This is a genomic window from Pseudoalteromonas espejiana DSM 9414, assembly GCF_002221525.1.
Taxonomy (GTDB): domain Bacteria; phylum Pseudomonadota; class Gammaproteobacteria; order Enterobacterales; family Alteromonadaceae; genus Pseudoalteromonas; species Pseudoalteromonas espejiana.
The window spans coordinates 261,252-288,211 of the sequence record NZ_CP011029.1 but is presented as its reverse complement, the minus strand read 5'-3'; the positions used below and the strand labels follow the sequence as shown (position 1 = coordinate 288,211).

Genomic DNA, 26,960 nt, shown 5'->3' with positions numbered 1-26,960 from the left:
GAGCAATGCAGGAGCAATTGCCGAGAACAACTAAATAGCGAATTTTTTGCCTTGCTATCAACACGTTTATCCATCCTCAAAATAGATCATTTAATTATGCGGATTGGTATGATGTGAGCCGTTCAAACTAAACTCTAAGCGCTTATTAGATTTATCGTAAAACAAAAAAAGCCCAGCAATGCTGGGCTTGAGGTCACTTTAGAGTGCTAATTTATTTAACTAACGGTAGTAAAACGGAGATGTAGCGCTGGGCCCAATTAGCTAATTCTACACGGTTACGAGAGTTGGTTTTTTTAAACGCACTGTACAAGTGAGTTTTTACAGTGTGATCGCTAATATTTAGCTTATCAGCAATGGCGTTATTACTCGCACCTTGCGCAATTAAATGAATAACCGACTTTTCTCGCTTCGTTAAATGCGCGTAATCATCTTGCTTAAGCTCTATAGTATCGCTTAAGTTATTAAATGAAGCTGCAACAGCCAGTATATCGTTAAATGCTTGAGAAATGACCTTACGAGTAAACCAAAGTTCTCCGGCACTTACCCTTACTAATCCTTTAAAAATATCTTCAAGTTCGTCTGATTTATAAAACACACCATTTATATGATTTAGTAATAAGTTTTTTTCGCAGACACTTTCTTTATCTACATTAAAAACAACAATGCTGTATTGCTTAGCCAAGCATATTAGATCTGCTGGAATTAAATCGTGCCAATTATTATTAGCACCATCAATTAAAAACAAATCATAATGACCGCGTTGCTCAGCTTTAGGCAAAGTATCGTCCATTTTGATATTGCCAAAAAGCGCCTGGATAGTTTTTAAAATAGCTGTGTAGCTTTCAGTGTGAAAAGATGACTGGAATGTGGTCTTTACAAAAATAGCCTGCTGCAGTGACATAAATCTCATCCTTGAAATGTTTATGATACGTTAGCTAAATTATATACAATTTACAATGCGATTTTTTGTATAAAAGTTGCCGCTAAATATACTCATACTATTTAGAAAAATTTATTGTCGGATAGAATCTTATAAATAATATTTCGCTAAAGTCTGTATGAGTAGCAGCTCGTTCAGTCTTCACAGAGCGTATAAAAGCGCGAAGTTACGCCGTTTGTCCAGCCAAAACCTTGCTGTACTGCATACTCACCGCCACCTGCTTTTAGCTGTGGCTCACACACATTATACTTTTCTAGTAAGCACTTATTTTGAGCAAAGTCTTGCTCGACCATAGTTAACCAATTTTGCATTATACGCTTACTAAGGTTGCTAAAACCGTAGTTATTAAGCCCTTTTACGCTAAACCATTGAAGCGGAGCCCAACCATTAGGGCTATCCCATTGCTGTGGCGTATCTGTAATAGTGGTCACTACACCGCCTTCTTTTAAAAAGTCTTGCTCAATAAGTTTAGCAACCTGCTTAGCTTGTTTATCACAAGCTACATTTACAAACAGGGCTGTACTTGCTGCAGCGCTCAATACATCAGACTGACTCGCTTTACTGTGATTGTAATCAACAAAAAAGTGGTGCTCATCGCTCCATAAGTACGTATGTATAAGCTGCTTTCTATTAGCGGCATAGGTATTAAATACCTCAGCTTGCGAGTTATTACCTAATAAAGTGTAAAACTCACTAAGCTGATTTTCTAAGTTGTACATTAAGCAATTTAAGTCAATGGGCACTATATCTGTTGTTTGTATGGAACTTAGCGAAAGCGGCTTGGCTAACCAGCGAGAGCTAAAATCCCACCCTGATTCGCACGCTGCACGAATATTGCGATAAAAATCAGGCTTTTCATGATCTGCAAAATCATGGGCTAACTCTAAATCTTCTCTAAGCGACTCGGCCCTAGGAGCAGCCTCATCGTCCCAGTAACGATTTAAAACGCCACCACAATTGAGCTTTACTACACGCTTAATGGCTGTTTGCTCAGTATTTAAATTATCAGCACCTTGCATCCAAAACGCATACTCTTTTTCAAGCGCGGTAACACAGCTTTTAAGCCAGGCTAAGTTATTCGATTTGCTGTGCACATGTTGCCATAATAATTGCACCATAAGCGCTAAAATTGGCGGCTGGGAGCGAGATAAATAGTAGCGACGGTTACCATTTGGAATGCACCCAAAATCGTTTATTAAATCAATAAAGTTTTGCAGCATATCTTCAACAATGTCGGCTTTATTAGCGTCAATTAAGCCAAGCGCTGTAAAGTAACTATCCCAATAGTATATTTCCTGAAAACGCCCACCTGGTACAATATAGCTGTGCTTAAGTGCTAATAATGAATCGGCTTTAGGCGTGTCTGCCTCGCGGCGTAAACCACCCCACAGCGAGTTGATGTAACTTTTTACACTTGAAGTATCTACCTCAGTACTCATTTTTAATAGCGGGGTTGTTAAAAAGTGAGCGTTTACAAACTCTTTAAGATCAATGTTGCTAAGTGGTGCTACTTGCTCGTAGCTTTTACACGCACTTTGCCAATTGGTACGTGCTGTAGCATCTGCAAATGTTTTACAGTCACTAAAAATATGCTGTGTTTGTACATCTTTAAATAATTGGCTATCAAAAAAATTCATAACAATCCTAAAAAATTAAGCATTAGCTGTATGTTGAGAAATGGCATGGGTGCGTTTTTTAAAAATAATCACGCTAATAAAAATTAAACTAATGGGTATTAAAGAAAGGTAAAATGCATGTTGTCCGCTAAAATGCTCAAACACATAGCCTGTGATCATCGAACCCGTTGTGCCACCCAATGCAGAAAATACAACGATTAAACCAGTCATGGCCGCATGCTGGTATTTTGGTAGCGCATTTAACATCACAGAATTTAATACTGGGTAAATAGGTGCCATAAAAAAGCCAATAAGAGGCAAAATAAATGCCGCTAACGGAGCGTCAAATAAGCTTTTAACCTTAGTTGTTGGTAAGTTTTCAGTAAGCGGCAACGTAATAATAATCAGTGATGCCATCGCAACAAGGCAGCCACATAAAACAAAAAACCAATTAATGTGTTTAAGCACCTGCCCTGCAACTAATCGACCCAGCGCGAGAGCGGCGGCAAATATGCTAGCTAACTGAATGCTTATAGCTACAGGTAACTGTAATACTTGATTATTAAAGGTTGGTAACCACGTTCCAACGCCTTGCTCTATAAGTACATATAAAAAAGCACTTATAATAAAAATAACAACAAGTGGTTGGTAAGTTAGCTTTAACATGGCCACAAAGTCACTTAAGCTCGAACTGCTTTTATCGCTTTGAAGCGCAGGCTTAATAGGCGCAGCTATAACACTTACAATCACAACTAAAGTAAGTGCAGCAAGCCCATAATATACATTTAGCCATGCACTAGGCTCGCCTGGATTTATAAATGCCGTAAAAATCCAATAGCCGCTTAATACACCCACCATAAAAATACCTTCTATGGTGTTTAATAATGACGAATGGCTATTTGCATCGTCTGTTACTTGGCCAATAATTGAATAAACAGAGACTTTTACTACAGCAAAACCACAGCCAATAGCCGCAAATAGCACTTTAAACATATAAAAGTCGCTAATCATTGCGGTGCTTACACAGGCCGCTGCCACCACAGTTAATGCGCCAAGCATAGCGAGTTTATAACCTAGCCTAGGAATAAACGATGCAACAGCAAAAGACATTATCGCAATCGATAAATCTTTAAACCCTTCCAGTACCGATGCTTCTGTTTTACTAACGCCTAGCGTATTTATTGCCTGCAAAATAACGGTACCTACGCTATTTAATAATATTGCAAAAATAAAATAGCTTGCAGCAATTGCCAGTGTGATTTTTGTTTTACTCATAGCTTGCCCTACTTACAACGCAATGCATTGTAACTTTATAAGCTAATGCCCTTAGGGTATTAGCGTGTGTGTGTCAGTGAAGCTTGAGTGTAGTGTAGAATAAAATTCATTGCAATCGTTTGCATTTTAACTTTAACAATTAATACACATAGCTATAAATTAGCGCTTGCTAGACTGACGAGTTATTAATTCTATATCAATAACTTGAGATTCTACTTTTTCGCCTAAAAATTGTTGCATTAACTTTTTAACTATCAAAGAGGCAGCTAACTGGGTGTTTTGTTTAATTGTAGAAAGTGATGGGTGGCTTATATCTGCCATTGCAATATCGTCAAATCCAACAAGAGCAACATCGTTTGGAATACTCACATAACGCTCTTTTAAGGCTTTCATTGCCCCGAGTGCAACCATATCACTACATGCAACAATAGCATCAAAATACAGGCCTTTTTCACGCAGTAAATGGTTTACTGCTTGATAAGCCGAACCACTTGTAATATCAATTGAAACAACGTGTTGCTCTAGTTTATGTGTTGAAAGCGCAGCAGCGTAGCCGCGGTGTCTTTCGCTAATTTCGCCGTGTTCAGGGTCGCCTAAAAACACAATATTTTTAGCACCATGCTCTATTAAATGCGCCGTTGCTTGCATGCCTCCAAGGTAATTATCACTGCCGACTATGGGATAGCTGCTAGGTGTTTTAGGATCGCCCCAAACCACTAGTGGAATGCCAGCTTTAGCGGCAGCCTCTATATTGCGCTGGTCTTTACCTTGCCCAACAACAATGATTCCGTCGGCTCTGCGCCCGTTAATAAAGTAATTAGCCCAATCGTGTTGCGCCATTATGGAGTTTGATAATAAAAGCTCTAGCCCTTGTTGATTTAGTGCAAGGTTAATTTCGCTAACTACTTTTAATAAAAACGGATCACTAATTGACTGCTCTGTTTGCTCATCAAGGTTAATAATAACAGCAACTACATTTGTTTTTTGGGTGCGCAAGCGACTGGCCGCCGTGTTTAAGCTAAAGTTGTGCTTTTTTGCGAGCTGCTGCAGTTTGTCGCGTGTTTCTTTTTTTATCAATGGGTTGTCATTTAATGCGCGCGAAACGGTAGAGGTAGATACGCCTGCTAATTTCGCTAAATCAGCTAATTTAATTTTTTTATTGTTCATGAAAACCTTGAGCCGCTTTGAGTTCGCTAATATAAATTGTAACTAGCTGACAATATAGCATTATTAATTTTTACTGGCGCGTTCCAGCTACAAAAAATCAATTCATTCGCTATTACGCTTAATAATCCAACAAATTAAATTCATAAATAATTTACAAATAAATATTGCAAACGTTTGCATTTATCTCTAAGGTTTCACCATATACAGCCTGTTTACATTAACTTTTACTAATGGCGCTGTAAAAACACACTGTTTAACACACTAAAAACGGGATCACACATGAAATTCAATAAAGCAAAAAGCACACTCGCGTGTGCCATAACTTTAGCCCTAAGCTCACACGCTGCGTTTGCCCAAGAGCAAGCACAAGAAACAAAGGTTGAGCGCATTGTTGTTTCAGGCACGCCCACTGGAGTTGGTATCAGAAAAATTGATGCCGGCTACGCTGTAACAAATATTGATAGCCAGCAAATTATTAAACTGTCGCCAAAAAGCACCGCTGACCTTTTTAAAGCCGTGCCGGGTGTATGGGTAGAAAGCTCGGGTGGTGAGTCGGGCGCAAATGTATTTGTACGTGGTTTTCCTGGTGGCGGTGACGCCCCGTTTTTAACGTTAAGCATTGAAGGTTCGCCTGTTTACCCTGCCCCTACATTATCTTTTTTAGAAAATTCATCGTTGTTTAGAATTGATGAAACAATAGAGACAATGGAAGCCTTACGCGGTGGTCCAAACCCTGTTTTATCTAACGGGCAACCTGGTTTAACAACAAATTTTCGCTTGAAAAGAGGCAGCGAAGATACCGAAGGCTTATTTAAATACACCACATCAGATTACGACTTACAGCGTGTAGATGCGGTTATGAGCGGCGAGATCACTGACGATTTATACTTTATGGTGGGTGGATATGTTAAAAGCTCACCCGGTATTCGTGATGCAGGCTTTACCTCTGAAAAAGGCAGCCAATTTACAATTAATATAACTAAAGATTTAGATAACGGTGAGCTTAACTTTTACACTCGCCAAACAGATGACCACGGTGCATGGTACCTACCTACCCCATTAAATATAGAAGGGATAGATGCAGGGTACACACAACTTGGCACATTAAACCGCCAAGCAACAATATTCACAGGCCCAGATGCACAAGCACATGATATAGACCTAGGTGATGGCCGAGGCTGGGATGGGCATGTTTCGGGCGGTAGCATTAAATTAGAGTTTGATAATGGTTGGCAATTTTCAGATCGCTTTAACATAACCAAAGGCGATGCGAATACGTTTGGCCTTGTACCTAGCGGCTCAGCTACCACAGTTGGGGACGTTGCAGATAACGGCCAAACTGCGTTTGGCGCAGTAACCAATACAGAATACGCAAGCGACACCCCTATACAACAGCTTGGACGCTGGGTTGTACTTAAAGAAATTAGCTCATTTACTAACGATTTAGCGTTTTCAAAGCAATTTGATGACTTATCAGCCACGTTTGGTTACTACACAGCAAGCACATCGGCAAACGATTGGTGGAGTTTAGGTAATACGACTTACCACGTATTAGAAGCAGGCGGCGAGTCGTTAACTGGTATTGAGTGTAATCAAAGCACCGACGGCTGCGATTTTAACTACGATATAAGCTCAACAGGTGATGCACGCACCAACGCATTTTATATAACAACTCAATATAAATTTGCCGACGACTTTACCTTAGATGCAGGCATTCGCCACGAAAACCATGAAGTAGAATACAGTGTTGATGAAGGCCTAGACGGTATAATCACAAAGGCTGTTAACTACGATGAAAGTAAAACCTCGTGGACAACCGGTATTAATTACTCTATTAACGACGATATGGGCGTATTTGCCCGTGTTAACCGAGGCTATAAAATGCCTTACTTTGACGACTTTAGAGATAATTTTAGCGCTTATGAAGGCGGCGAAAAGCTAATCAAAGAAGTAACTCAAGGTGAATTTGGCTACAAACTTATTTCAGACTCTACCGACTTTTACGCCACACTTTTTGTGAATGAAGTAAAGGGCGATACATTTGTACGCCGCCCTGGCGTACCTGCTTAAATTTTAACAAATGAAGCATATGGTGTTGAGCTTGATTATAACTTTAATCATCAGTCGGGTTTTTCGGTTAATTTAAATACCACACTACAAGAAACCGAAATTACGCAAAGCCCTACAAATGAAGGTAATACATCGCAGCGCCAGCCTAAATGGCAAGTGCGTGTAACGCCAAGCTACGACTTTGAGCTACAAGGTATGTACGCCACGTTATACGGTACACTTTCGGCAGTTGATGACCGTTTTGGTAACAACGAAAACACAGTGACTCTTGATGGCTATGAAAAAGTAGACTTAGGCTTAATTTTAGAGCCAATGGAAGGTATAAAGCTTCAAGTAGCTATTGATAACTTAACTGATGAGCAAGGTATTACCGAGGGTGACCCACGTAATGCCGACGCGCCAAACGGTCGCTATATTATGCCTCGTACTACGCGCTTTAGTGTAAGTTACGAATTTTAAATACACGTAATAATAAAGGGAGCTTAGCTCCCTTTATTTTATTTTTTCTTTAAGTTTATTAAGCGCGTCAACCGAAAAACCACGGTCGTAAAAATGTAAAATTTTACCCGTTTTATTAATTAAGATTACACGAGAATTATTTGGGTTTTGATTGCCCGTAAACTTTTGTACTGCCTCTCCATCTTCATAAATGGTAATAACCCCGCCCCACAGCTCTTTTGGAATACCTTTGCGCATACCGCTGTCAATAAAGGTGCTAAACATACGCGGAGCCATGCCTGCAATGGTCGGCAGTTCGTAAGTTGGCAAGGTAACACCCGCCATATCTAAACCAATTAACCAGCGGTCTATATCAAACTGGCTATCTTGCTTGTAGCCAATTAATAAGAGTGTTTTATCGGCTTTAAAATCACTCGGTATGGCAACGTTTTTTTCCTCTAAGCTTTGGCCGCTAATCGTTGGAAACTGTTTACCAGCCACTTGTTGATTTGGATATTGAGCAGAACACGCACTAAGCATTATAAAAGCCAAGGCGCTGAGTAATACTTTAATCATTTTATAACCTACTAATTGTATAAACTGTATTTAGGGTGGTGTACTTGTACTACTAAAATCTAAAATTTTTGCGATATTAAATACGTTTTAAAATCGTAAAGTGCCATAGGTTTAGCGTATTTCCAGCCTTGCCCGTAATGAACACCCGCTAATTTTAATATTGCTTCTTGCTCGTTAGTTTCTATGCCTTCTGCCACACAGGTATAGTTAAATTTACGCACTAATTCCATAATATTGGGGATCATAGACGCTTTTAAGCCCTCTGTGGTTATATCTTGTACGAACGTGCGATCAATTTTAAGTTGATGAAAACTTAAATTTTGCAGGTTTTTTAAATTTGAATAACCTGTACCAAAATCATCAATAGATAAATTAAATCCGGCCTCTACAAGTGCTTTAAAATGCGCATGCGCAACGGTTGAATCTAAATATTCGTCTTCGGTTATTTCTAGGCAAATAATAAACCGCGAATCAGTTAATACTGGAATATCTTTTAAAAGAGCGACATTGCCGGTTTCTACGTCACACGGAAAAATATTAATCGAAATTTTAAATTTGCTAGGCAGTACTTCAAGCGTTGATAATTCTTTTATTACCTTATCAATCATTACTTGGGTAAAGCGCCAAGTTAAATTTGCTTTTCTGATAATGGGAATAAATTGATCCGGAAATAACACCCCATACTTATCTTCAAAACGAGCCAGCGCTTCGCAGCCTACAACCTTGCCTGTACGCAAACAAATAATAGGTTGGTATGTCCAATAGAATGAGCCTTTTTTAAGGCCTTTGCGAACGCGCGTTATGGTTGAGCGCCGTGCTGCTAGGCTGTAATCAACTAGTAAGCCACTCGATACGCCTGCTAACGAAATTAAAATAAGCGAAATAATTAACAAAAATTGATTATCAGCAAAAAATTGGCTCCAAGGTAGTTTTGCTGCAGTGCAGTACCCTGGGTTATTTGTGCTGCACTTTATAATTGACTCATAAGGTAAAAATGCGCTGTTTTTTACCTGCTCATACGTGCCATTTTTCCCAGCTAAATGGAACATTTTGTCTGTGCTTTTATAAATCACTTGCCATTGGGTAGATTCAATCACTTTATCGTTAAACGCACGGGTATCTATAATTAAATTATAATTGCCTTGCCTTACTATTATTACCTCCATTGCGCGGCTGGTAAATAAAAGTAAGTACAACTGAGGTTCGTACCTTACACGCACAGGCGTATTAGTTTGTGTATCTGTGCGGATATAGTCAGGCGGGTTATCGGTTATTGTGCGCGCTAATTTACCGGCGCCCGTAGTGCACACCAACTGATCGTCTGTAAAAAAGCCAATATCTATTACGTATTGTGCGTCAAATAAAGCACGGCGCATTTCAATAAGTGTATTACTGTTGCATTGATTAGACTTTAAATTATTTAAACGCATTAAAATTTGTCTGCGTTCGGCTGCTGCTGCATCTATGTGCTGAACAATATAATTAGAGTCACGTGCTAATTGCCTACCTAGCTTTTGCGCTGCAAAGTACAACAATGTGCTTGTACACATAACAAAAACCACGACTCCGGTTAGTACTGCAACTAATGACCTTTGTTGATATTGTTTCATAACACCTTTATTGCGTGGTTGTGTTTATTTGAGGTGCAATAATAATTGCATATCTAAGCATAAAAGCAATGCCGCCAGGTGAATTATTTAACCAAAAAGTAATTTTAATTCATTGATTTATTTGTATATTACAACGAATAAATTACAGCTGTAACAATTTCACTTAGCCGTTTATGTCCTTGGCTACTTAAATGAATGCCATCACTTGCGAGTAATGTTGTAAGGGGCGATAAATCAACATACGTAAGCGTGTGCTCATTGGCTACGTGTTTAAAGGAAATATTCAGCGGTGCTAATTTGTCTTCACAGTTTAAATAAATATCCCTTAACGGAGGCTGAGGGCTTATAAATAAAGGGCCGAATAACACTATATTGGGTAACTCGGCATCGGCATAAAAGTGTTTGATAGAGGTAATAAGGCTTGCTAAGCCGCTTGCAATTTTTACAGGCGATAAGTCAAAACGCTTTTTTAAATCGTTAGTGCCAAGTGCTATAACAATAGTACTTACCACATGCTGCGCTAAATAGGGTTTTAAATAGCTAATGCCGTTGAGCGCACCTGAAAACGGCGGGTTTTTCACCAAAGTACGATTTGGTTGCCCCGCCTCAATTACCTTGTATTCAGAGCCAAGTTGCTGGTTTAAAAGTGATGTCCATCGCGTATGCTCATCAAAACGTTTACCTGTTTCGCAGTTAAGGCCCCACGTGTTTGAGTCCCCAAAGCACAGTACATTTTTAATTAATTGCGTCATTAAAATGGATTGAGCGTATAGCCCTGTTGTTGAAGTTGCGCATGAGCGGTCATTGCTGAAAGCGACATTTTTACGCCATCAATTAAATGCTCTGGTGTTACTTTAAAGTGAGTAGCCGATTGCCCGCACACATACACTTTAGTGTTATTAGCAAGTAGCTGCTTAATTAAGGCTTGGTTTTTGTTGCCTGCACTAAAGCGCTTTTTATATTCGCTATTAGCTAACACATCAACACTTGCGCTGCCGTGCACAACTAATGCAAGTTGAATGTTTTCAGGCTTTACACCGTATGCTACATGCATATTAATAAAACGCGCAAGCGAATTTATTGAATTATTTTGCTCGCCTTTTTTAGCGCCATCGGCAACATCAAATGCTATTTTAAAAACCGTAGAGCTATTAATTTTATCGTACTCTGGTACATCATAATAATTACCAAATCCTTTAATTGGTTGCTCAGCTGCATTTATTAAAGGGCTAAAAAGTAGCACTAACCATAGTAAATATTTCATAAAACAATCCTGTGTTTTTAATATGGTTACTAAACTACCAGAGACAACCAAAAAAGGCTGCAATTTAAGCAACCTTTTGGGTACTTTTATGGCTGTGGTTAATAAACTGCATGCCTAAATAGCTAAACGTATTTTTAAACTGCTCTATAAAACATGCCGGCGCTTGGGTTGATGACGCATTAGAAAGCACAGAAAAATGCTTACTACGCAGCATTCGTAACTTTGGCTTTAATACTTCATCGTCCATGTAATCGGTTATTCTATCAATAAATAATTTCATTTGTACTGTGGTGCTGTACCAATAAACGGGTGAGGCAAAAACCCAGTGGTCATACTTTAAAAGTGCTTCAAATACTGCGTAAAAATCATCGTTTTTATAGTTTTTACTGTAGCAGTATGGCGCTATTTTATAATCATCTAAGCATATTACCCGCACATTATTTTGCTCTGCAAATCCGTTAACGTGCGCCTGTGTATTACCATTTTTACGTGCGCTTGAATAAATAATAACAGTACTACGCTCATTTTTTTGTTGCATTTAGTTAGCTCCTTTTTTAATGTTGAAAGAAGCTTAAAACCTCAAGTTATATTGAGGTCAAACGGAAATTTAAAATAATGCCAATAGATCAAACAAAATTAACAGAGGCCAACCTAACTGTTGGTTATGTAGCCAAGCGTAGCGGCGTAAAAGTATCAACCCTGCACTTTTACGAAACAAAACATTTAATTAAAAGTTGGCGAAACAGCGGCAATCAACGCCGCTATAAAAAAGATGTGCTACGCCGAGTAGCCGTTATAAAAGCTGCGCAAGCAATGGGCATAACCCTTGATGAAATTAAAACCACCCTTGCCACCCTCCCTGATAACCGCACACCTACAAAACAAGATTGGTCGGCACTTTCAAAACGCTGGCAAGCACAGCTTGATGAACGCATAGCCCATATGCAACGCCTGCGCGACAAGGTAGATAGCTGTATAGGATGTGGCTGTTTATCACTTAAAAGCTGCCCTATTTATAATAAAGACGACTATTTAGGCGAAACGCAAAACGGTGCCGTATTTTTAAATTCTGAAGCTGAAAATATTTTGCAAAAATGACTTTAATTATATATTTAAAGTAAAAACTAATTACCCTCATACTGGTATTATCAATTTTATATATACCAATATACTTACCTCATGCATTAAACAAGGCGCTAAAACTAGCGCTATTTTTTATTTTCTTTAACTGCTAAATGAGGAAGAACCATGAGCGCATATTTTATTTTTAATCACAAAGTAACCGATTCAAACAAGCTTAATAACCAGTATTTACCGCAATCAATTGAAACCTTTAACGGCTTTGATATGAAAATTTTAGTGGTAGATCAAAACATAGATGTAATTGAAGGCGATACAAAGAACGACCGCACTGTCGTGCTCAAATTTAAAACCCGCGAGCAAGCTTTAGGGTGGTATAACTCAGACGCTTACCAAAAAATTGTGCACTTGCGCCATGAGGCTACCAACGGCACTGCTGTGTTATGTGATGAGTTTGATATAAATGCGCTTTAGCAGCTTAATAGACTATGATTTGCCATACACATCGGTAATTTATAAATAACGAATTTATATGCTCAATGTATGAAAATAGCTGAGGATGTAAATCACTTTAAATTAATATCGGGTTGCAAGCTATATCTAATATAGGTACTCTAAACGCCTAAAAAGGAAGCAATTATAAGGATATAGAATTGGAACCCACAATACCCTCTCCACAACATAATAATACTAAAAACCCAGCAGCAACCCAAAAACTCGCGCAAGCACTAAAAACTGTAGATCATAAAGAACTAAAAAGCACTGGCTTTTGGCTAAATCAATTTTTTATGGTTATTTCTACTGTGTTTGGTGTGTATTTAGCTGCTCAAAGCGGTTTAGAACAAGCGCTTAAGTTCGATAATTTCAGTAAAATGGAAGATAACTATTACTTACGCACATCCCTATTTGATGAAGTAACCGATAACGTAAATAGTGTTAGCGAATATGCAGAGCGATTAGCTAAAAGCCCTCCAAAATCAGAGATGGAATACTTTAAGCCAACGCTTGAAAAATACATTTGGCAAACCATGCAATATTCGCCCACAACACTTGAAACGCCCAGTGAACTATTGACCCAAATACGCCGTTTCTACTCTCGTTCAGAGTTTTTAATCAACGCAGCAGTCAGCAGAAAAACCTCTGCTAAACATGCAGCAAGCGAGCTCAAAAAAATTGCGGAGCAACTACAATCCACGACCCTTCCCCAATTAAAAAATAGTGCCGAACAATTAAAAAAAGAGCTAAAACAAAACGATATTTCAGTCGGTTCATTAAAGGAGTTAACAAATGCCAACTAAGAACTGCCCTCATTGTAAAGACCACCCATTAGAAGCAACCAATTATCAAGGTGAAGAAATAGATATTTGCCGTGAGTGTGGCGGTTTATGGTTTGAAAAAAACGAAGTTAACCGTATGATTTCAGAAATAAATGAAGGGCCTGAAGGCGAAAAATTTGAAACTCACTTTGGTGAGTCCTTAGGAGTTTCTGAACTTGATTGCCCCGATTGCAGTAAGAGTTTAGAGCGATTTCATCTTCTAGAAGCTTTTCATACCGAAATTGACGTTTGTAGACATTGTGATGGCACATGGATTGATAAAGATGAACTTGAAAGTGTTGAAAAAAGCCCTGAAATAAAAGCGAGTTTAGGTGAGCTAAATCAAAAAGTAAGTTGGAAAACCTACTTGTTCCAGTTTTTAACACAAATGCCTGTAGAATATAATATCAAACCACAGAAAACCCCTTGGGTTACTCGTAGCCTTATTGTTTTAAATACATTGATTTTTGCACTTTACTTTTTAAACCCAAGTTCATTCAGCTATGTTATTGATAACTTTGCTATGACACCTGCTGATTTAAGCAAAGGTAATGAGCTGTGGACTGTATTAACTTGCGTATTTTTACATGGTTCTATAATGCATTTAGTCGGCAATATGTACTTTTTATACATCGTTGGTGATAACTTAGAAGATGTTTTAGGCCATAAACGCTTTCTGTTATGGTATTTAGTGTGCGGGTTACTTGCCTCGTTTACTAGCTTCATTGTAAGCCCTATGTCAGAAATCCCAGGTGTAGGGGCAAGTGGCGCAATTGCTGGCTTATTTGGCATGTATTTAATGTGGTTTAGACACGCAAGCCTTACTTTTATGTTTGTAATTTATCAAAAGAAACTTTCAGCTGTATGGTTTTTTGCTATTTGGTTAGGATTTAACATTTTTGGTGCAGTAACAGGCCCTGATGGCATTGATTATGGCGCGCATATTGGTGGCTTTATAGCGGGACTAATTATTGGTTATATTTTGAAAAGTAAAATATTAGAACAAAACCCTATAATTCGTTTACTAAACCAAAAAGAAGCACAGTTAAAACGTTAATAGTCATATTAATGCCACTAATAGAGGAATATTAGTGGCTTTATCAAACTTCTCACTAATTTCTATAACTTACAACGCGTATAAACACTATAAAATTGGCCAGAGTTTTTTATCGGTATATCGTACGTTATAGCCTCTTCACCAAGTTCGCATTCAAAGTTATTTAATATATCAGACAGCAGTGCTTGCTCCTGCGTAAACTGTATTGTGGCGTACCACAAAATTGAATCTTCATCTTGTTTGTTACCAATATAAATACTCTGTAGTAACGAGCTATTAAAAAACATGTTAGAGGGGTTTGAACTACGTATGGTTTTATTTTCAAAATAAAAATCCCCATTGCTATCGCTTACTACTTCATCTATGTAGGTATCCCCATAAATAAGCTCTCGGGTAATTTTAACACTTGCCAGCGGCTCACCATTTTTAAGTAATCGGCCTTTTATTTGCAGTGATAGCGTTACATCTTGTTTATTAAAAAAGCCAAACATATCTGCACATCCTTGAATTGGAAATAGTAAAAATAAAATAAGTGTTAAAGTTACACCTGATAGCTTTGAATTAATCATAAAAGTCCTTTTTCTATTTATACTTTAACCTAACAATAAATGTGGAAAATAAATAGCGACAATACTGCATCCCACATTAACTAAAATACATAACCACAATACAATAATAAAGCGTCGCTTTTGCGATTTATGACGAAGTAATTGTTGAGCAAGCAATGCACCGGGCCATCCCCCAAATAATGCAAGTAGTTGCAGCGTGCGCTCTGGGGTGCGGTTAACTTTTTTATGCGTTGATTGTTTAGCTTGTCGCTTATCCCAGGCGTACATTATAAAAGTGATTAGGCTCAGTGAACTTATATAAGCGGGTACATAAATAGGTATGTAAATAGGCAAGTACTGAGATAGATACGCAAGCCAAATTACGGCTAAAAAAAGCAATGAGAAGGTGATTAATGTTTTCTTTATCAATTAATGTTCGCCTATACTAAAAGCTGTTAAACCAAAATAATAAGAGCCAAATTATGACATATTTTAAAGCCCTATTCTTAGTATTATGCTTATACACAATTAGCAGCTATGCATCCGATGCCCCAACCAACCTTGATAAAGAACTTGCCGTATTTAAGCCTTATTTAGGCACTTGGCAGGCCGACTTTAAAGTGCCTGAAGGTGCCAAACCAGTACAAGATGTTGGCCGATGGGAGCGCGCATTAAATGGTAAAGCTATACATACCAAGCACTCTATTAATGAAGGCGAATATGGTGGTGAATCGATGATTTTTTACGACAGTAAAAAAGAGTCATTGGTGTTTTACTATTTCACTACCGCAGGGTTTTACACAAAAGGCACCATGAAAGTGCTCAGCCCGACTCAATTTGTAGCCTATGAAGACGTGACAGGCAGTCAAGATGGGATTACTAAGGTTAAGTCGATGAGTGAATTAAAAGACGATAAATTTGTAGTCTCAACCTCATATTTAAAAAAGGGTGAATGGACTAAGCCCGAGCAGCGTATTTATACTCGCAGTACAAAAACCGTTAAATTTAAATAATTTTGCATTTAAAACACAAAAAGGCAGCCTAGGCTGCCTTTGTTATTTATAAAATCGCTATTATTTAGCAAACTTTTTAAATGGTTCGTCAACTGGTGTATCTGCAAGGTGGTTTGTGTAATTGCTCATTACTTTTTGCGATAAGCCAACAATAATTTCTAGTAGTTGCTGTTTACCATAACCTGCTGCAAAAAACTTCTCAATTTGCTCATCGCTAATTACGCCGCGATCGCGTGTCATTGCAAGCGTTGTTTCACGTAGTGTTTCAAGTTTTGCGTCGACAAGTGGTGTTTTGTTTACTAGTGCATCAACAATACCTTGGTCAACTTTCATTGAAGCGGCAATTGCGCTGTGCGCTGGTACACAGTAATGACACTCGTGTTCAACGTTAATTGACTGCCATACAACTGTTAGCTCTTCTGCGTTAAACGATGTTTTTTGAAATAAGTCGTGCAGTACTTGGTAGCCTTTAAGTAGCGTAGGCGCTTCTGCCATTACTGCGTGAAGGTTAGGCACCATGCCAAATGCTGCTACTGAATCAGCCATAAGCGATTTTGATTCTTCAGGTGCGTTGTCTTGAGTATATAACGTAAATTCTGCCATGTTCTGCTCCAATAAATTAATGTGTTTTAGTAACCTGATGTCTGGTTAAGTAACTTCGAGACACATACTATTTGATTTTGAGCGACTGTTCAAGTTAAAATTGAGCATACGTTCAAAATAGTCGAGATTAAAATGGCTAACAAAGTTAAATTTGAACGCGAGAATGTAATTCGCGTTGCAAGCCAATTGTTTTGGGAAAAGGGGTTTACAGCTACCTCAACCCGTGATTTACAAGAAGCAATTAATATGCGCCCAGGCAGTATTTATGCGGCGTTTGGCTCTAAAGAAGGCTTATATAGTGAGTCTTTAAAAGACTACACCGTTCAAATGAAAAGCCAAATTGATGGCTTTTTAGCAAGCTCTGACACTGTTATAGGTGGTTTGCGTGCGTTTGTAGAAAACGTAATAATTAAAACCAAAGACTGTAGCCCAAGTGCTATTTGTATGTTGGTAAAAGCAAACAGTGAATTTGCAGAAAAAGATGCCTCTTTATATGAGCTGAGTTTAGACTTATCGGCAAAGTTTGAAGCCTACCTAACCACCTTGTTTGCGCAAGCTATTAAAAATAATGAGCTGAGCAGTAACCTTACGGCACTTGAATATGCGCAGTTTTTTCAGGTTCAATTTACTGGGCTGCGTGGCTATTTTAACCGCCCAGGGGTTGAGCAATTAGCACAGCCGATGATCAACCAAATGTTTGCCTTGATCAAAAAACTATAACTTTTCGCATTACTCACAACTAAAAAGTCTCAACAAAAAAAAGCGGCTAATTCACACTGAATTAGCCGCTTTTTTATATCTTACTTTTTTACGTTTTAAGCTTATTAAGCTCGCTATCTTGCTGCGCTACCAATGCATTAAGCGCTTCGCTGCTATCGCCCGCTTGGGTAGATAAATCAGCAAGCTGCGATGCCGCATCAGAGATAAGCGTTAGGTTACGGTTTATCTCTTCGGTTACTAAGCTTTGCTCTTCAGCTGCGGTGGCAATGTGCGTAATTTGATTAGTAATTTCGTCTACTTTTACTACCACGCTATGCAGTGCATCAAAAGCAACTGAGGTTTCGTCTACTGCGCTTTCAGCCCGTACTACGCCTTTTTCAATCACGGTAGATGCATTACCTACTTCTAACAATAAGCTATCAATAAGCTGGCTAATATCATCGGTAGATGAACGGGTTTTAGAAGCAAGTGCGCGTACTTCATCGGCAACAACCGCAAAACCTCGGCCATGCTCGCCAGCACGTGCTGCTTCAATGGCTGCATTCAGTGCAAGTAAGTTTGTTTGCTCTGAAATAGTTCTGATTACATCTAAAATTTGTGTAATGTCTTTACTACGCGACGCCACTTTTTCAACGGCTTGGTTAGCTTCTTTTATTTCTTCAGACATGGTTTTAACTTGGCTCATAGCCGATGACAAGCTCGACTCACTACTTACCACTAAACCATTTATTTCATCCGCTTGTTGTGCTGATTGCTCAGAGGCTCTTGCAACTTCAAGTGCAGTAGCGCTCATTTCGTTCATGGCGGTTACCACGCTTTCAATTTCTTGAAATTGCGATTGCACGTTATGCTTAGTATCAATAGCAATATGCTGCGCTATTTCGCCTTGATGCTTAGTTTGCGATGAAACATCTTTTAGCTCTGCAATTAAGCCACGTAATTTAGTTAAAAAGGCATTAAATCCACCAGCAAGGGCTATAAGTTCTGCATGCGTATCAACGTGGAGAGTGTGTGTTAAGTCGCCCTCAGAGCTGGCAAGGTTATCTACACGCTGTTGAATTTGCTCAAGTGGGGCAACCACAGAGCCTACTACTATTTTCATAATAATAAAGGCAATAACAGCAATAACGGCGCCCGTTATTAAAATAACTAAACCAAGCTGATTAGCCGAGTCACTCATGTTTTTAGCTAGAGCATTAGGCCCTTCAAGTGCTAAATTGCTTGGCACTTCAATAAGCAGGCTCCACTGTGTATTAGCAAGCTTAATATTTATAGGGTAATTAACTAGGTACTCGCTAGGTGTTTTAAACAAGCCATGTTGACCTTTAAATTTAACCAGCTCACGGTAAGTATTGCTGCTAACCGCTTCTTTAAACGGGCGGCCTAATTTAGATTTATAATGGCTGCTACCTACAATTAAACCAATGTCACTAAGCAGAGTTACTTTAGCTTGGCCGTTGTATAGCTCGCTCGAGAGTTTTTCGGTTAAGCCCTGAAAGGTAGGTAGCGTTAAATCAGCGCCAGCTAAACCAATAAAGCGGCCAGATTTAATAATTGGCACGGTTAATGATGTTAGCATGACAGAGTCGCCAGATGGGATCTCGTATAAGTACGGTTCCATAATACACGGCTTTAGCGTGTCTTTTGCACACAAGTACCAATGCGCTTCGCGAATACCAAACTCGTTTAAAGAGGTTAGGTATTTATCGGCAGCGTTAGCTACTTTTTGTTGCTCAATGTTGCCGTTTTGATCGCGCGTTATATACACCTCTAACGTGCCATCGCCATTAACAGAGTGTTTAAAACCTTGTTTAAATTGGGCGTCTTGTCCGTCAAAGGCGTTCGCTTCAAACTGCGAATAAATAGAAGATAAAAACTGGTTTTTTTCTAAAATAGAGCGGTTAATACTCACTACGGTATCACGGTCTAAGGTTTGCGTTTTAGCCGCATCACCAAGTAATGCAGCTAAAGAGTTTGGAACTCGGTAAGCTTCGTTAATAAAACCAGCTATTTTTTCGCCGTAGGCTGCAGCATTGGCGTTAAGCTTTTGCTCAACCTCAGCCACAATGTACTCCTCAGACTCTTTAGCGAGCGCCTCGCTGTTTAATGACATCTGCCACCATAAAACCCCAGAAAGTACTAATACTGTTAAAAATGTACTACCTACTGTTATCCATAATAACTTTTTTGCTAACGTGATTTCTCGCACTTATATTACCTTTTATTAAAATACGCCTACAGTTTAATATATAAACTGAGTGAAGCCATTAATAACATAAAATAATTTAGGTATTTTGCACAATCAAGCCTAACGCTTGGCCAAAATTGCCGTGGTAATTGTGGCACCAATCAGTAGCGCAACGCTCACCCATAAACACGCTACAAAACTATAAACCTGAAACACCCACCCCGAAAGCACGGTACCCAGTAAACGTCCCATGGCATTGGCCATATAATAAAAGCCAACATCAAGCGATACACCATCGCTTTTAGCAAAGCTGACAATTAAATAACTATGTACTGATGAGTTAACTGCAAATACACCGCCAAATATAAGTAAACCTATAATCAAGGTGGCATGCACAGCAACATCAAATTGCATAAGTAGTGCTAAAAGTGCAGTTACACCACTTAATAGCAACACCCATAAATACGCATGTTTAACAGTATCAACGTTTGAATTACTGGTGCCAGTAATACGTGGCGCTTGCGATTGCACGCCGCCATAACCAATCACCCAAAGTGCCATAAAGCCACTCACCCACCAAAAGTTCCAGTTAAACTGCTGGGCTAAATAAATAGGTAAAGCCACTACAAACCACACATCACGCGCGGCAAACAAACATAATCGTGCTGCACTTAATAAATTTATTGCACGAGATTTAGAAAATAGCTCTTTAAACTTGGGCTTATTTTTAGCTTTACCCATGTCGCCTTTTAAAAATACAACGCTAATCATCCACGCAATAGTAAGTAGTATAATAAGTGCTTTTAAAGCCCCTACAAACCCCAGTACCGTAAGTAGTAACCCGCCTAAAAAGAAGCCGACCCCTTTTAACGCATTTTTAGAGCCCGTTAAAATAGCCACCCATTTGTACAGCTGGCCTTGGCCGCTTTCTCCCTCGGGCACTAAGTGTTTAATGGCGCTTTTGGCACTCATTTTATTTAAGTCTTTTGCTATACCGCTAAGCGCTTGCGCCGCCATAACATAAGCCACTGTAAGCCATTCACTTGGCGCGCATAACATGGCAAGCGCCATTATTTGCAGCGCCAAGCCAAAGTTCATGGTTTTATTAAGGCCTAAATGAGCCCCAAGCCAACCGCCCACTAAATTGGTGATCACACCAAAAATTTCGTAAAACAAAAACAGCATGGCAATAGCCAACGCACCATACCCTAACTGATGAAAATGCAGCACCACCAGCATACGCAGTGCGCCATCGGTTAAGGTAAATGCCCAGTAATTACCGGTAATAATTAAATACTGTTTTATTGCTGTAGGTAAATTAGCAAGTTGCTCAAACATGGTTAAAGCCCTTTAAACCTTATAAATGGTTAAACCAAGTCGCTTTTAGCAACTTTAAGCATAAGCTCGGCGGTACGATTAGCGTAGCCCCATTCGTTATCGTACCAAGCGTATAATTTAAGCTGGGTATTATTAATAACCATGGTAGATAGTGCATCAATAATGCTACTACGCGGATCGGTTTTGTAATCAATCGATACCAGCGGTTTTTCTTCGTAACCTAATACACCTGCAAGCTCGTTTTTAGACGCTTGAGCAAACCATTCATTCACCTCAGTTGCAGTTACACCACGCTCAAGCTCAAATACACAGTCGGTAATTGATGCGTTAGTTAAAGGTACGCGCACGGCATGGCCATTTAACTTGCCTTTTAGCTCAGGGAATATATGCGTAATGGCTGTTGCGCTACCTGTTGTGGTGGGTATTAAACTAGTACCGCACGAACGGGCACGACGTAAGTCTTTATGTGGCGCATCAATAATAGTTTGGGTATTGGTAATATCGTGAATAGTGGTCATTGAGCCGTGCTTAATGCCTACTTTTTCTTGTAGTACTTTTACAATTGGCGCTAAACAGTTAGTAGTACACGAAGCCGCTGTAACAATTTTGTGCTCATCTGGGTTATATAAATTATCGTTAACACCCATAACCACATTTAAAATGCCGTCTTCTTTTACTGGTGCGGTTACTACAACGCGCTTAACACCTTGTGCTAAATATTGATTTAACAGCTCAGTGGTTTTCATTTTACCGCTGGCTTCTATTACTACATCGCAATCAGACCAATCGGTGTCGTTAATGGTTTTGTTATTGGTAACGGCAATAGTGTGTTTACCCACACTAAAGCTATTCTCGTTTGCTGTAACGCTGTGCGCTAAACGCCCGTGCACTGAGTCAAACTCTAATAAATGGGCATGTGTTTTAGCATCGCCTGCAACATCGTTTACTTTAATAAATTCTACTTCTGGCCACTCTAATGCCGCGCGCAGTGTTAAACGTCCCATACGGCCAAAGCCGTTAATACCTACTTTAATTGTCATAATAAATACCTTTAGTAAAGTTATATCAATTTACTTAATTAACAGCAGCTTGCTGCACGCTCTGGGCGATTACCCATTGCATTGAGTCGATTTAAATCGTCGTTATAAAACGCAGAATTTTCATCTTTGGTTTGTGTTAATACACTAAGAGCCCACTGTGGCAGGGCTTTATTAATGCTGTAGTACACCCATTGATTTTGCTTACGGTCGCTCAATAAGCCACATTGCCTAAGCTGTGCTAAGTGGCGCGACACTTTAGGCTGGCTAAGCTCAAGCGCAGCAACAAGCTCACACACACATAGCTCTTGCTCATGGCTAATTAATAACATGGCTTTTAAGCGCGTATCGTCGGCTAAGCATTTGTAAAATTGAAGTGGGTTGAGTTGTTCCATAGCATCCTCGTTTAGTTAGTGTGCATACAATAAAACAAAATTAGGATATATGGAATAGTGAATATACGATTTTTCGTATATTTATTTGTAAGCGTAGAAACTCTGCTAAATTGCAGCGCACAAAAAAGCCCAGTGGCAAAACCACTGGGCTTTTAAAATTATCTAATTAGATAATTAAATAACCGAAAGCTCTACTTCAATGTTACCGCGTGTAGCGTTTGAGTATGGGCATACTTGGTGTGCTTTATTTACAAGTTCTTGCGCTGCCGCTTTATCCATATCACCGAGTGATACCGCTAATTTAACTGCAATACCAAAACCGCCTTCAATCGCGCCAATAGATACTTCAGAATTAATGTGTGTATCACTTGGTAGTTCAACTTTTTCGCTACCTGCTACAAATTTTAGTGCGCCAATAAAACACGCTGCATAACCTGCTGCAAATAACTGCTCTGGGTTAGTGCCTTGCCCGTTGTCGCCACCTAGCCCTTTTGGGGTTGATAGTTTTACATCTAAACGGCCATCGTCAGATTTAGCTACACCTTCACGGCCACCGGTTGCAGTTGCTTTTGCTGTGTAGGCAACGTTTTGTAATACATTCATAGTGAACTCCAAAGTTTATCAATTAATTTATTTTGCATGCAAAATAATAGTGCAGATAAATAGTAATTGCAAATACTTTGCATGCAAATTAAAATGTTTTTTTGAGTTTAAAGTATTAACGCGTTGGGAGTTGGGCATGTCGTTTGAGCAATTAAAATTAAAAAATCAGCTGTGTCATAGGCTATATATGGCATCAAATAGCATTGCTCGCGCTTACCGTGAGCCTTTGGCTGCACTTAACTTAACGTATCCGCAGTATGTAGTGATGATGGCGCTGTGGGAGCAAGACGAAATCACCATCGCGCAGCTAATAGATAAAACCGCTATTGATGGCGGCGCTATGACCCAAATACTCAAAAAAATGACCGAAAAGTCTCTGCTGGCTGTTATTAAAGACGAACACGATAAGCGTAAACGCCTAATTCAGCTTACCCAAAGTGGACAAGCCCTTAAAAACGAAGCCGCTGATATTCCAAAAAATATATTATGTAAGTTTGAAAGTGTAGACCCTACGCAAGCTAAACAGCTTATGCAGCTGCTTGATTTAGTGGTAAACGATTTAACTAGCCACAGCTGCGCAGAAAATAAAGATTAAAAACTACCCCACTAACGCGGTTATTTTGTGTTGAATAAACGCCCTAAATGCGGTGATCACCGGGGTCATTTGGCGCCGGTCGGCGTACATCATATAAAGCGGTAGCGGATCGCTTTGCCACTGTGGGCATAAATGAACGAGCTCCCCGCTTGCTAAATTATCAATTACATCCAAATATGACTTATACGCAATGCCTTTGCCCTCTAGCGCCCAGCGCCTAACCATTTCGCCATCGTTTACTATGTGTTGGCAATTTAGCTGCACTTTTTGCACCGCGCCATTTTTATAAAATCGCCACTCTTTAAACACCTCACCAAAGCGCATAAACGTAATGGTGGTATGCTGCGTTAAGTTAAGGGGATGTGTAAGCAATCCATTTTTTGCTACATATTCAGCAGAGGCCACTAAAATACGCGCATTATTTAAAAATAGTGGCGCTGCAATTAACTGCGAATCTTTTGGTACACCAAAGCGCAGTGCAATATCAATTGATTGGCTGTAAATGTCGCTTACTTCGTCACTTAAATGCAGTTTAAGTTTTACATTTGGGTATTGCGCTAAAAACTCATTAAGCCATTCACTTAGTTTATTACGCCCTAAATCGCACGGGGCCGATACCTGAAGCGTTCCTGTTACTTCGCCTAATGCAGTTTGCACTGCGGCTACACCTTGTTGAATAAGTGAAAGTGAATCTTTGGCATAACTTAAAAACTGCTCCCCTGCCACACTTAATCGTAAGCTGCGGGTAGAGCGAATAAACAGCACGTTTCCTAAATCTTTTTCTAGGCGCTTAATAGCGGCACTTACCGCCGCTGGAGTTTGCGCGTTTTGCCGTGCGGCTTCAGAAATGCTGGCGCAACTAGCTACATCTATAAAAGTTTGAATATCGTTAAATGATCGCATATTTTCAATTAAAATTTGAAAGTGCTTTAGTTTTTCATGTCTTTTTCTATTTTTCAACTGAGCTATAGTGCTTATAAGTTAAAAATACTTACACGTTAAAATCATCAGGAACGCACATGAAAGCATTTGGCTACACCAAAAACACTAAAACGCTTACAGCAAGCTCTATACAAGCAATTGAGCTTGATACCCCAACCGCCACCGGGCACGACCTACTTATTGAAGTAAATGCTATTTCAGTAAACCCTGTAGATACAAAAATACGTGCCAATGTAGCGCCAGAGCAAGGCTACAAAGTATTAGGTTGGGACGGCGTAGGCATTGTAAAAGCCGTTGGCGAGTCGGTTTCGTTATTTAATGTGGGGGATCGTGTATTTTACGCCGGCGATTTATCGCGCCAAGGCAGTAATGCGCAATTTCAATTAGTTGACGAGCGTATTGTAGGGCGTGCGCCTAAAACATTAACCGACGCACAAGCCGCAGCGCTACCGCTAACCAGCATTACCGCCTACGAAATGCTGTTTGATCGCCTGCAAGTGCCTAAAAATAAGCAAAATACTCAGCAATCTATTTTAGTTATTGGCGCCGCAGGTGGCGTTGGCTCTATTTTAGTACAGCTTGCCAAGCAACTTACTGGGCTAAACGTGGTAGGTACTGCATCGCGCGAGCAAAGCGTAACTTGGCTTAAAGAGTTAGGAGCCGATCACGTGCTCGATCATTCTAAAAACTTAAACGAGCAGCGCAAAGAGCTGGGGTTAGTTGAGTTTGATTACGTTATTGGCTTAACCCATACCGACCAATACCAAGACCAAATAGTGGAGTGTATAAAACCCCAAGGTAAATTTGCGCTAATAGACGACCCTACATCGTTCGATATTTTAAAATTTAAGCGTAAGTGTATATCGGTGCATTGGGAGTTTATGTTTACCCGCTCGCTATTTACTACAACCGATATAACAGCGCAGCACACCTTACTTAATGAGATTAGTGAGCTGATAGACTCAGGTACACTTAAAACCACGCTTGGGCAAAATTTAGGCCCAATCAACGCCGCTAATTTATATAAAGCGCACCAAATTTTAGAATCGCACACATCACGCGGTAAACTTGTTTTAGAAGGCTTTTAAACATGATCGAGATTAAAAAATTACTTTTAGTTGCAGCCTGCAGCACCGCGTTGTTAACCAGTAGTGTGTTTGCTAATACTGCTAATCAAAATGCTGATTTAAAAACAGTAGCCACTTTCGACGCTCAGCACCCACCGGGTAACATTGCTATTACGCCATCGGGTCGTAAGTTTTTATCGGTACATGGTTTTTACGGCCAAAAACAAAAAATTATGGAGCTATTAAGCGATGGCACCACCAAACCCTACCCTAATGAAGAATGGGCATACGCGTATAAAAACGGCAAAGGCTTTTACGATGTACTTGGCATAAATGTATCAGCCGATGGCGTATTATGGATGCTTGATACATCAGGCCCTGATCATGCTGGGCGTTTAGTCGGATGGGATACCAATAAAGAGCAGCTGCATAAAATAATTTACTTAGCTAAACCCACCATTACCGACACCTCGTTTTTAAACGATTTAGTTATCGATAATAAACACGGTGTTGTATACATTGCCGACACCGCACAAGGCAGCCAAGCCGCTATTATTACCGTAAATTTAAAAACTGGTGAGGCGCGCAGAGTATTACAAAATAGCCAATACACCACAGCCGAGAACATCGACATGGTTATTGAGGGGCGCACCATGAAACTAGGCGGTCAACCAGCACGTTTAGGCGTAAACCCAATCACACTCGACCCAAGCGAACAGTGGCTTTACTTTGGCTCTATGTCTGGCACGTCGGTTTATCGTATTGCCACCAGCGATATTAACAATAAAAGCCTGAGCGCAAGCACCCTTGAGAGTAAAGTAACGCGCTACGGCACCAAGCCAATTTCCGATGGTATTATTGTTGATGGCGGCGGCAATGTGTATGTTACCGACATAACCAACGGCGCAATTGGCGTAGTAAAACCAAGCGGTAAATACCAGGTATTATTTAAAGACGAGCGCTTAAGCTGGCCAGATGGCTTTAGTTACGGCGCCGATCATAAAATATATTTTACCGTAGATGAGCTACATCGCTCGCCAGTATTAAATGACGGTAAAAATGCCAGCCAAGGGAAATTTAGTGTGCTGTCGTTTGACCCGCTAGTAAAGGGTAAAGTAGGGCGCTAATTACCACGTATAAAACATAAGCCACGCACCTACTGCGTGGCTTTTTGGTGCAACTTTTAAGCCCTTTAGCCCCAAAGTGGTGCTAAGCGCTCAAAAGTTATTTTTAGTGTTTTAATAAATTACTGATTTATATTCATAAAATATTCAATTAACAGTTGGCATAATTCTTCCACAGTACAGATGTGTTCAGTGAAACTTTCAAGGAAAATACCATGGCTAACTTATACCACACCCTTTACCTAATTTGGCGTTTAGACATTAGTGTATGGCAGGTAAACGATCCGAGTAATACCCATACAACGTGCGACAAAGAGCGAGTTTACAGCCGATAAATTTCGTATTTATAGGCTTTGCAAGCGCGGCCATTGCGTTGTA

Annotated in this window: 27 protein-coding genes and 1 pseudogene; 10 read left to right on the top strand and 18 right to left on the bottom strand. The window is 39.6% G+C overall.

Annotation, left to right across the window (positions count from 1 at the left end; translation table 11 throughout):
- Window positions 1-211: 211 nt before the first annotated feature.
- The 4 genes from PESP_RS18170 to PESP_RS18155 form a co-directional block, all read right to left on the bottom strand.
- A complete protein-coding gene (locus PESP_RS18170) occupies window positions 212-901 on the bottom strand; it encodes a LuxR C-terminal-related transcriptional regulator (RefSeq protein WP_089349431.1) in 690 nt (229 codons plus the stop codon).
- 173 nt (window positions 902-1,074) lie between these two features.
- Window positions 1,075-2,577, bottom strand: a complete 1,503-nt coding sequence (locus tag PESP_RS18165; protein WP_089349430.1) for a trehalase family glycosidase — start codon at window positions 2,575-2,577, stop codon at window positions 1,075-1,077.
- 15 nt (window positions 2,578-2,592) lie between these two features.
- Window positions 2,593-3,831, bottom strand: coding sequence for an MFS transporter (locus PESP_RS18160; protein WP_089349429.1), 1,239 nt, complete (start codon window positions 3,829-3,831; stop codon window positions 2,593-2,595).
- 159 nt (window positions 3,832-3,990) lie between these two features.
- Window positions 3,991-5,031, bottom strand: a complete 1,041-nt coding sequence (locus PESP_RS18155; RefSeq protein WP_281255091.1) for a LacI family DNA-binding transcriptional regulator — start codon at window positions 5,029-5,031, stop codon at window positions 3,991-3,993.
- A gap of 246 nt (window positions 5,032-5,277) precedes the next feature.
- On the opposite strand from PESP_RS18155, the pseudogene PESP_RS18150 reads away from it, so the two are divergent.
- Window positions 5,278-7,527 (top strand): annotated as a pseudogene (locus PESP_RS18150) (TonB-dependent receptor).
- A 33-nt stretch (window positions 7,528-7,560) separates the two neighbouring features.
- On the opposite strand, the gene PESP_RS18145 reads toward PESP_RS18150, so the two are convergent.
- The 5 genes from PESP_RS18145 to PESP_RS18125 all read right to left on the bottom strand — a co-directional run bounded on the left by PESP_RS18145 (window position 7,561) and on the right by PESP_RS18125 (window position 11,494).
- Window positions 7,561-8,082, bottom strand: coding sequence for a hypothetical protein (locus PESP_RS18145; RefSeq protein ID WP_089349427.1), 522 nt, complete (start codon window positions 8,080-8,082; stop codon window positions 7,561-7,563).
- Window positions 8,083-8,141: 59 nt separating this feature from the next.
- Window positions 8,142-9,692: an EAL domain-containing protein gene (locus PESP_RS18140; protein WP_089349426.1), complete on the bottom strand. Its 1,551-nt coding sequence runs from the start codon at window positions 9,690-9,692 to the stop codon at window positions 8,142-8,144.
- A 128-nt stretch (window positions 9,693-9,820) separates the two neighbouring features.
- Window positions 9,821-10,444, bottom strand: coding sequence for a GDSL-type esterase/lipase family protein (locus PESP_RS18135; RefSeq protein WP_089349425.1), 624 nt, complete (start codon window positions 10,442-10,444; stop codon window positions 9,821-9,823).
- The gene (locus PESP_RS18130) at window positions 10,444-10,956 is read right to left on the bottom strand and encodes a DsrE family protein (protein ID WP_089349424.1); all 513 of its coding nucleotides are present in this window, start codon (window positions 10,954-10,956) and stop codon (window positions 10,444-10,446) included. Before PESP_RS18130 ends, PESP_RS18135 begins: the two co-directional genes overlap by 1 nt.
- A 64-nt stretch (window positions 10,957-11,020) precedes the next feature.
- Window positions 11,021-11,494: a flavodoxin family protein gene (locus PESP_RS18125; RefSeq protein WP_089349423.1), complete on the bottom strand. Its 474-nt coding sequence runs from the start codon at window positions 11,492-11,494 to the stop codon at window positions 11,021-11,023.
- A gap of 77 nt (window positions 11,495-11,571) precedes the next feature.
- Here PESP_RS18125 and soxR point away from each other — a divergent pair, with 77 nt between their 5' ends.
- The 4 genes from soxR to PESP_RS18105 all read left to right on the top strand — a co-directional run bounded on the left by soxR (window position 11,572) and on the right by PESP_RS18105 (window position 14,409).
- Window positions 11,572-12,054, top strand: coding sequence for a redox-sensitive transcriptional activator SoxR (gene soxR, locus PESP_RS18120; protein ID WP_089349422.1), 483 nt, complete (start codon window positions 11,572-11,574; stop codon window positions 12,052-12,054).
- A gap of 150 nt (window positions 12,055-12,204) precedes the next feature.
- Window positions 12,205-12,510: a DUF1330 domain-containing protein gene (locus PESP_RS18115; protein ID WP_089349421.1), complete on the top strand. Its 306-nt coding sequence runs from the start codon at window positions 12,205-12,207 to the stop codon at window positions 12,508-12,510.
- Window positions 12,511-12,689: 179 nt separating this feature from the next.
- The gene (locus tag PESP_RS18110; RefSeq protein ID WP_089349420.1) at window positions 12,690-13,334 is read left to right on the top strand and encodes a hypothetical protein; all 645 of its coding nucleotides are present in this window, start codon (window positions 12,690-12,692) and stop codon (window positions 13,332-13,334) included.
- Window positions 13,324-14,409 carry a rhomboid family intramembrane serine protease gene (locus PESP_RS18105; RefSeq protein ID WP_089349419.1) on the top strand — a complete coding sequence of 362 codons (1,086 nt, stop codon included), beginning with the start codon at window positions 13,324-13,326 and terminating at the stop codon, window positions 14,407-14,409. The genes PESP_RS18110 and PESP_RS18105 overlap by 11 nt, the downstream gene beginning before the upstream one ends.
- 62 nt (window positions 14,410-14,471) lie before the next feature.
- Here PESP_RS18105 and PESP_RS18100 read toward each other — a convergent pair whose 3' ends face one another.
- Both PESP_RS18100 and PESP_RS18095 read right to left on the bottom strand, forming a co-directional pair.
- Window positions 14,472-14,978, bottom strand: coding sequence for a DUF6795 domain-containing protein (locus PESP_RS18100; RefSeq protein ID WP_245852302.1), 507 nt, complete (start codon window positions 14,976-14,978; stop codon window positions 14,472-14,474).
- A gap of 24 nt (window positions 14,979-15,002) precedes the next feature.
- Complete coding sequence (locus PESP_RS18095) at window positions 15,003-15,386, bottom strand: DUF1294 domain-containing protein (protein WP_089349418.1); 384 nt, start codon at window positions 15,384-15,386, stop codon at window positions 15,003-15,005.
- Window positions 15,387-15,439: 53 nt separating this feature from the next.
- On the opposite strand from PESP_RS18095, the gene PESP_RS18090 reads away from it, so the two are divergent.
- Entirely contained in the window at window positions 15,440-15,970 is a 531-nt protein-coding gene (locus PESP_RS18090) for a hypothetical protein (protein WP_089349417.1), read from the top strand.
- 60 nt (window positions 15,971-16,030) lie between these two features.
- On the opposite strand, the gene PESP_RS18085 is transcribed toward PESP_RS18090, so the two are convergent.
- Window positions 16,031-16,573 (bottom strand): carboxymuconolactone decarboxylase family protein, encoded by a 543-nt coding sequence (locus PESP_RS18085; RefSeq protein ID WP_089349416.1) that lies wholly within the window; start codon window positions 16,571-16,573, stop codon window positions 16,031-16,033.
- Window positions 16,574-16,705: 132 nt separating this feature from the next.
- On the opposite strand from PESP_RS18085, the gene PESP_RS18080 reads away from it, so the two are divergent.
- On the top strand, window positions 16,706-17,293 hold the full coding sequence (locus PESP_RS18080) for a TetR/AcrR family transcriptional regulator (protein ID WP_058547860.1): 588 nt from the start codon (window positions 16,706-16,708) through the stop codon (window positions 17,291-17,293).
- An 88-nt stretch (window positions 17,294-17,381) separates the two neighbouring features.
- Here PESP_RS18080 and PESP_RS18075 read toward each other — a convergent pair whose 3' ends face one another.
- The 5 genes from PESP_RS18075 to PESP_RS18055 all read right to left on the bottom strand — a co-directional run bounded on the left by PESP_RS18075 (window position 17,382) and on the right by PESP_RS18055 (window position 22,854).
- Window positions 17,382-19,502, bottom strand: coding sequence for a methyl-accepting chemotaxis protein (locus tag PESP_RS18075; RefSeq protein ID WP_089349415.1), 2,121 nt, complete (start codon window positions 19,500-19,502; stop codon window positions 17,382-17,384).
- 99 nt (window positions 19,503-19,601) lie between these two features.
- Window positions 19,602-20,819, bottom strand: a complete 1,218-nt coding sequence (arsJ, locus tag PESP_RS18070) for an organoarsenical effux MFS transporter ArsJ (RefSeq protein ID WP_089349414.1) — start codon at window positions 20,817-20,819, stop codon at window positions 19,602-19,604.
- Window positions 20,820-20,848: 29 nt separating this feature from the next.
- Window positions 20,849-21,859 carry an ArsJ-associated glyceraldehyde-3-phosphate dehydrogenase gene (locus PESP_RS18065; protein ID WP_058404758.1) on the bottom strand — a complete coding sequence of 337 codons (1,011 nt, stop codon included), beginning with the start codon at window positions 21,857-21,859 and terminating at the stop codon, window positions 20,849-20,851.
- A 38-nt stretch (window positions 21,860-21,897) separates the two neighbouring features.
- Window positions 21,898-22,251 (bottom strand): metalloregulator ArsR/SmtB family transcription factor, encoded by a 354-nt coding sequence (locus PESP_RS18060; protein ID WP_089349413.1) that lies wholly within the window; start codon window positions 22,249-22,251, stop codon window positions 21,898-21,900.
- Between the two features lie 174 nt (window positions 22,252-22,425).
- On the bottom strand, window positions 22,426-22,854 hold the full coding sequence (locus PESP_RS18055; protein ID WP_089349412.1) for an organic hydroperoxide resistance protein: 429 nt from the start codon (window positions 22,852-22,854) through the stop codon (window positions 22,426-22,428).
- Window positions 22,855-22,990: 136 nt separating this feature from the next.
- Here PESP_RS18055 and PESP_RS18050 point away from each other — a divergent pair, with 136 nt between their 5' ends.
- Window positions 22,991-23,449 carry a MarR family winged helix-turn-helix transcriptional regulator gene (locus PESP_RS18050; protein WP_064387177.1) on the top strand — a complete coding sequence of 153 codons (459 nt, stop codon included), beginning with the start codon at window positions 22,991-22,993 and terminating at the stop codon, window positions 23,447-23,449.
- A gap of 3 nt (window positions 23,450-23,452) precedes the next feature.
- Here the strand turns inward: PESP_RS18050 and PESP_RS18045 are convergent, their stop codons facing one another.
- Complete coding sequence (locus PESP_RS18045; RefSeq protein WP_245852299.1) at window positions 23,453-24,352, bottom strand: LysR family transcriptional regulator; 900 nt, start codon at window positions 24,350-24,352, stop codon at window positions 23,453-23,455.
- A 116-nt stretch (window positions 24,353-24,468) separates the two neighbouring features.
- Here PESP_RS18045 and PESP_RS18040 point away from each other — a divergent pair, with 116 nt between their 5' ends.
- Both PESP_RS18040 and PESP_RS18035 read left to right on the top strand, forming a co-directional pair.
- Window positions 24,469-25,479: a zinc-binding alcohol dehydrogenase family protein gene (locus PESP_RS18040; RefSeq protein ID WP_089349410.1), complete on the top strand. Its 1,011-nt coding sequence runs from the start codon at window positions 24,469-24,471 to the stop codon at window positions 25,477-25,479.
- Window positions 25,480-25,481: 2 nt separating this feature from the next.
- Complete coding sequence (locus PESP_RS18035) at window positions 25,482-26,585, top strand: L-dopachrome tautomerase-related protein (RefSeq protein ID WP_089349409.1); 1,104 nt, start codon at window positions 25,482-25,484, stop codon at window positions 26,583-26,585.
- Window positions 26,586-26,960: the final 375 nt, after the last annotated feature.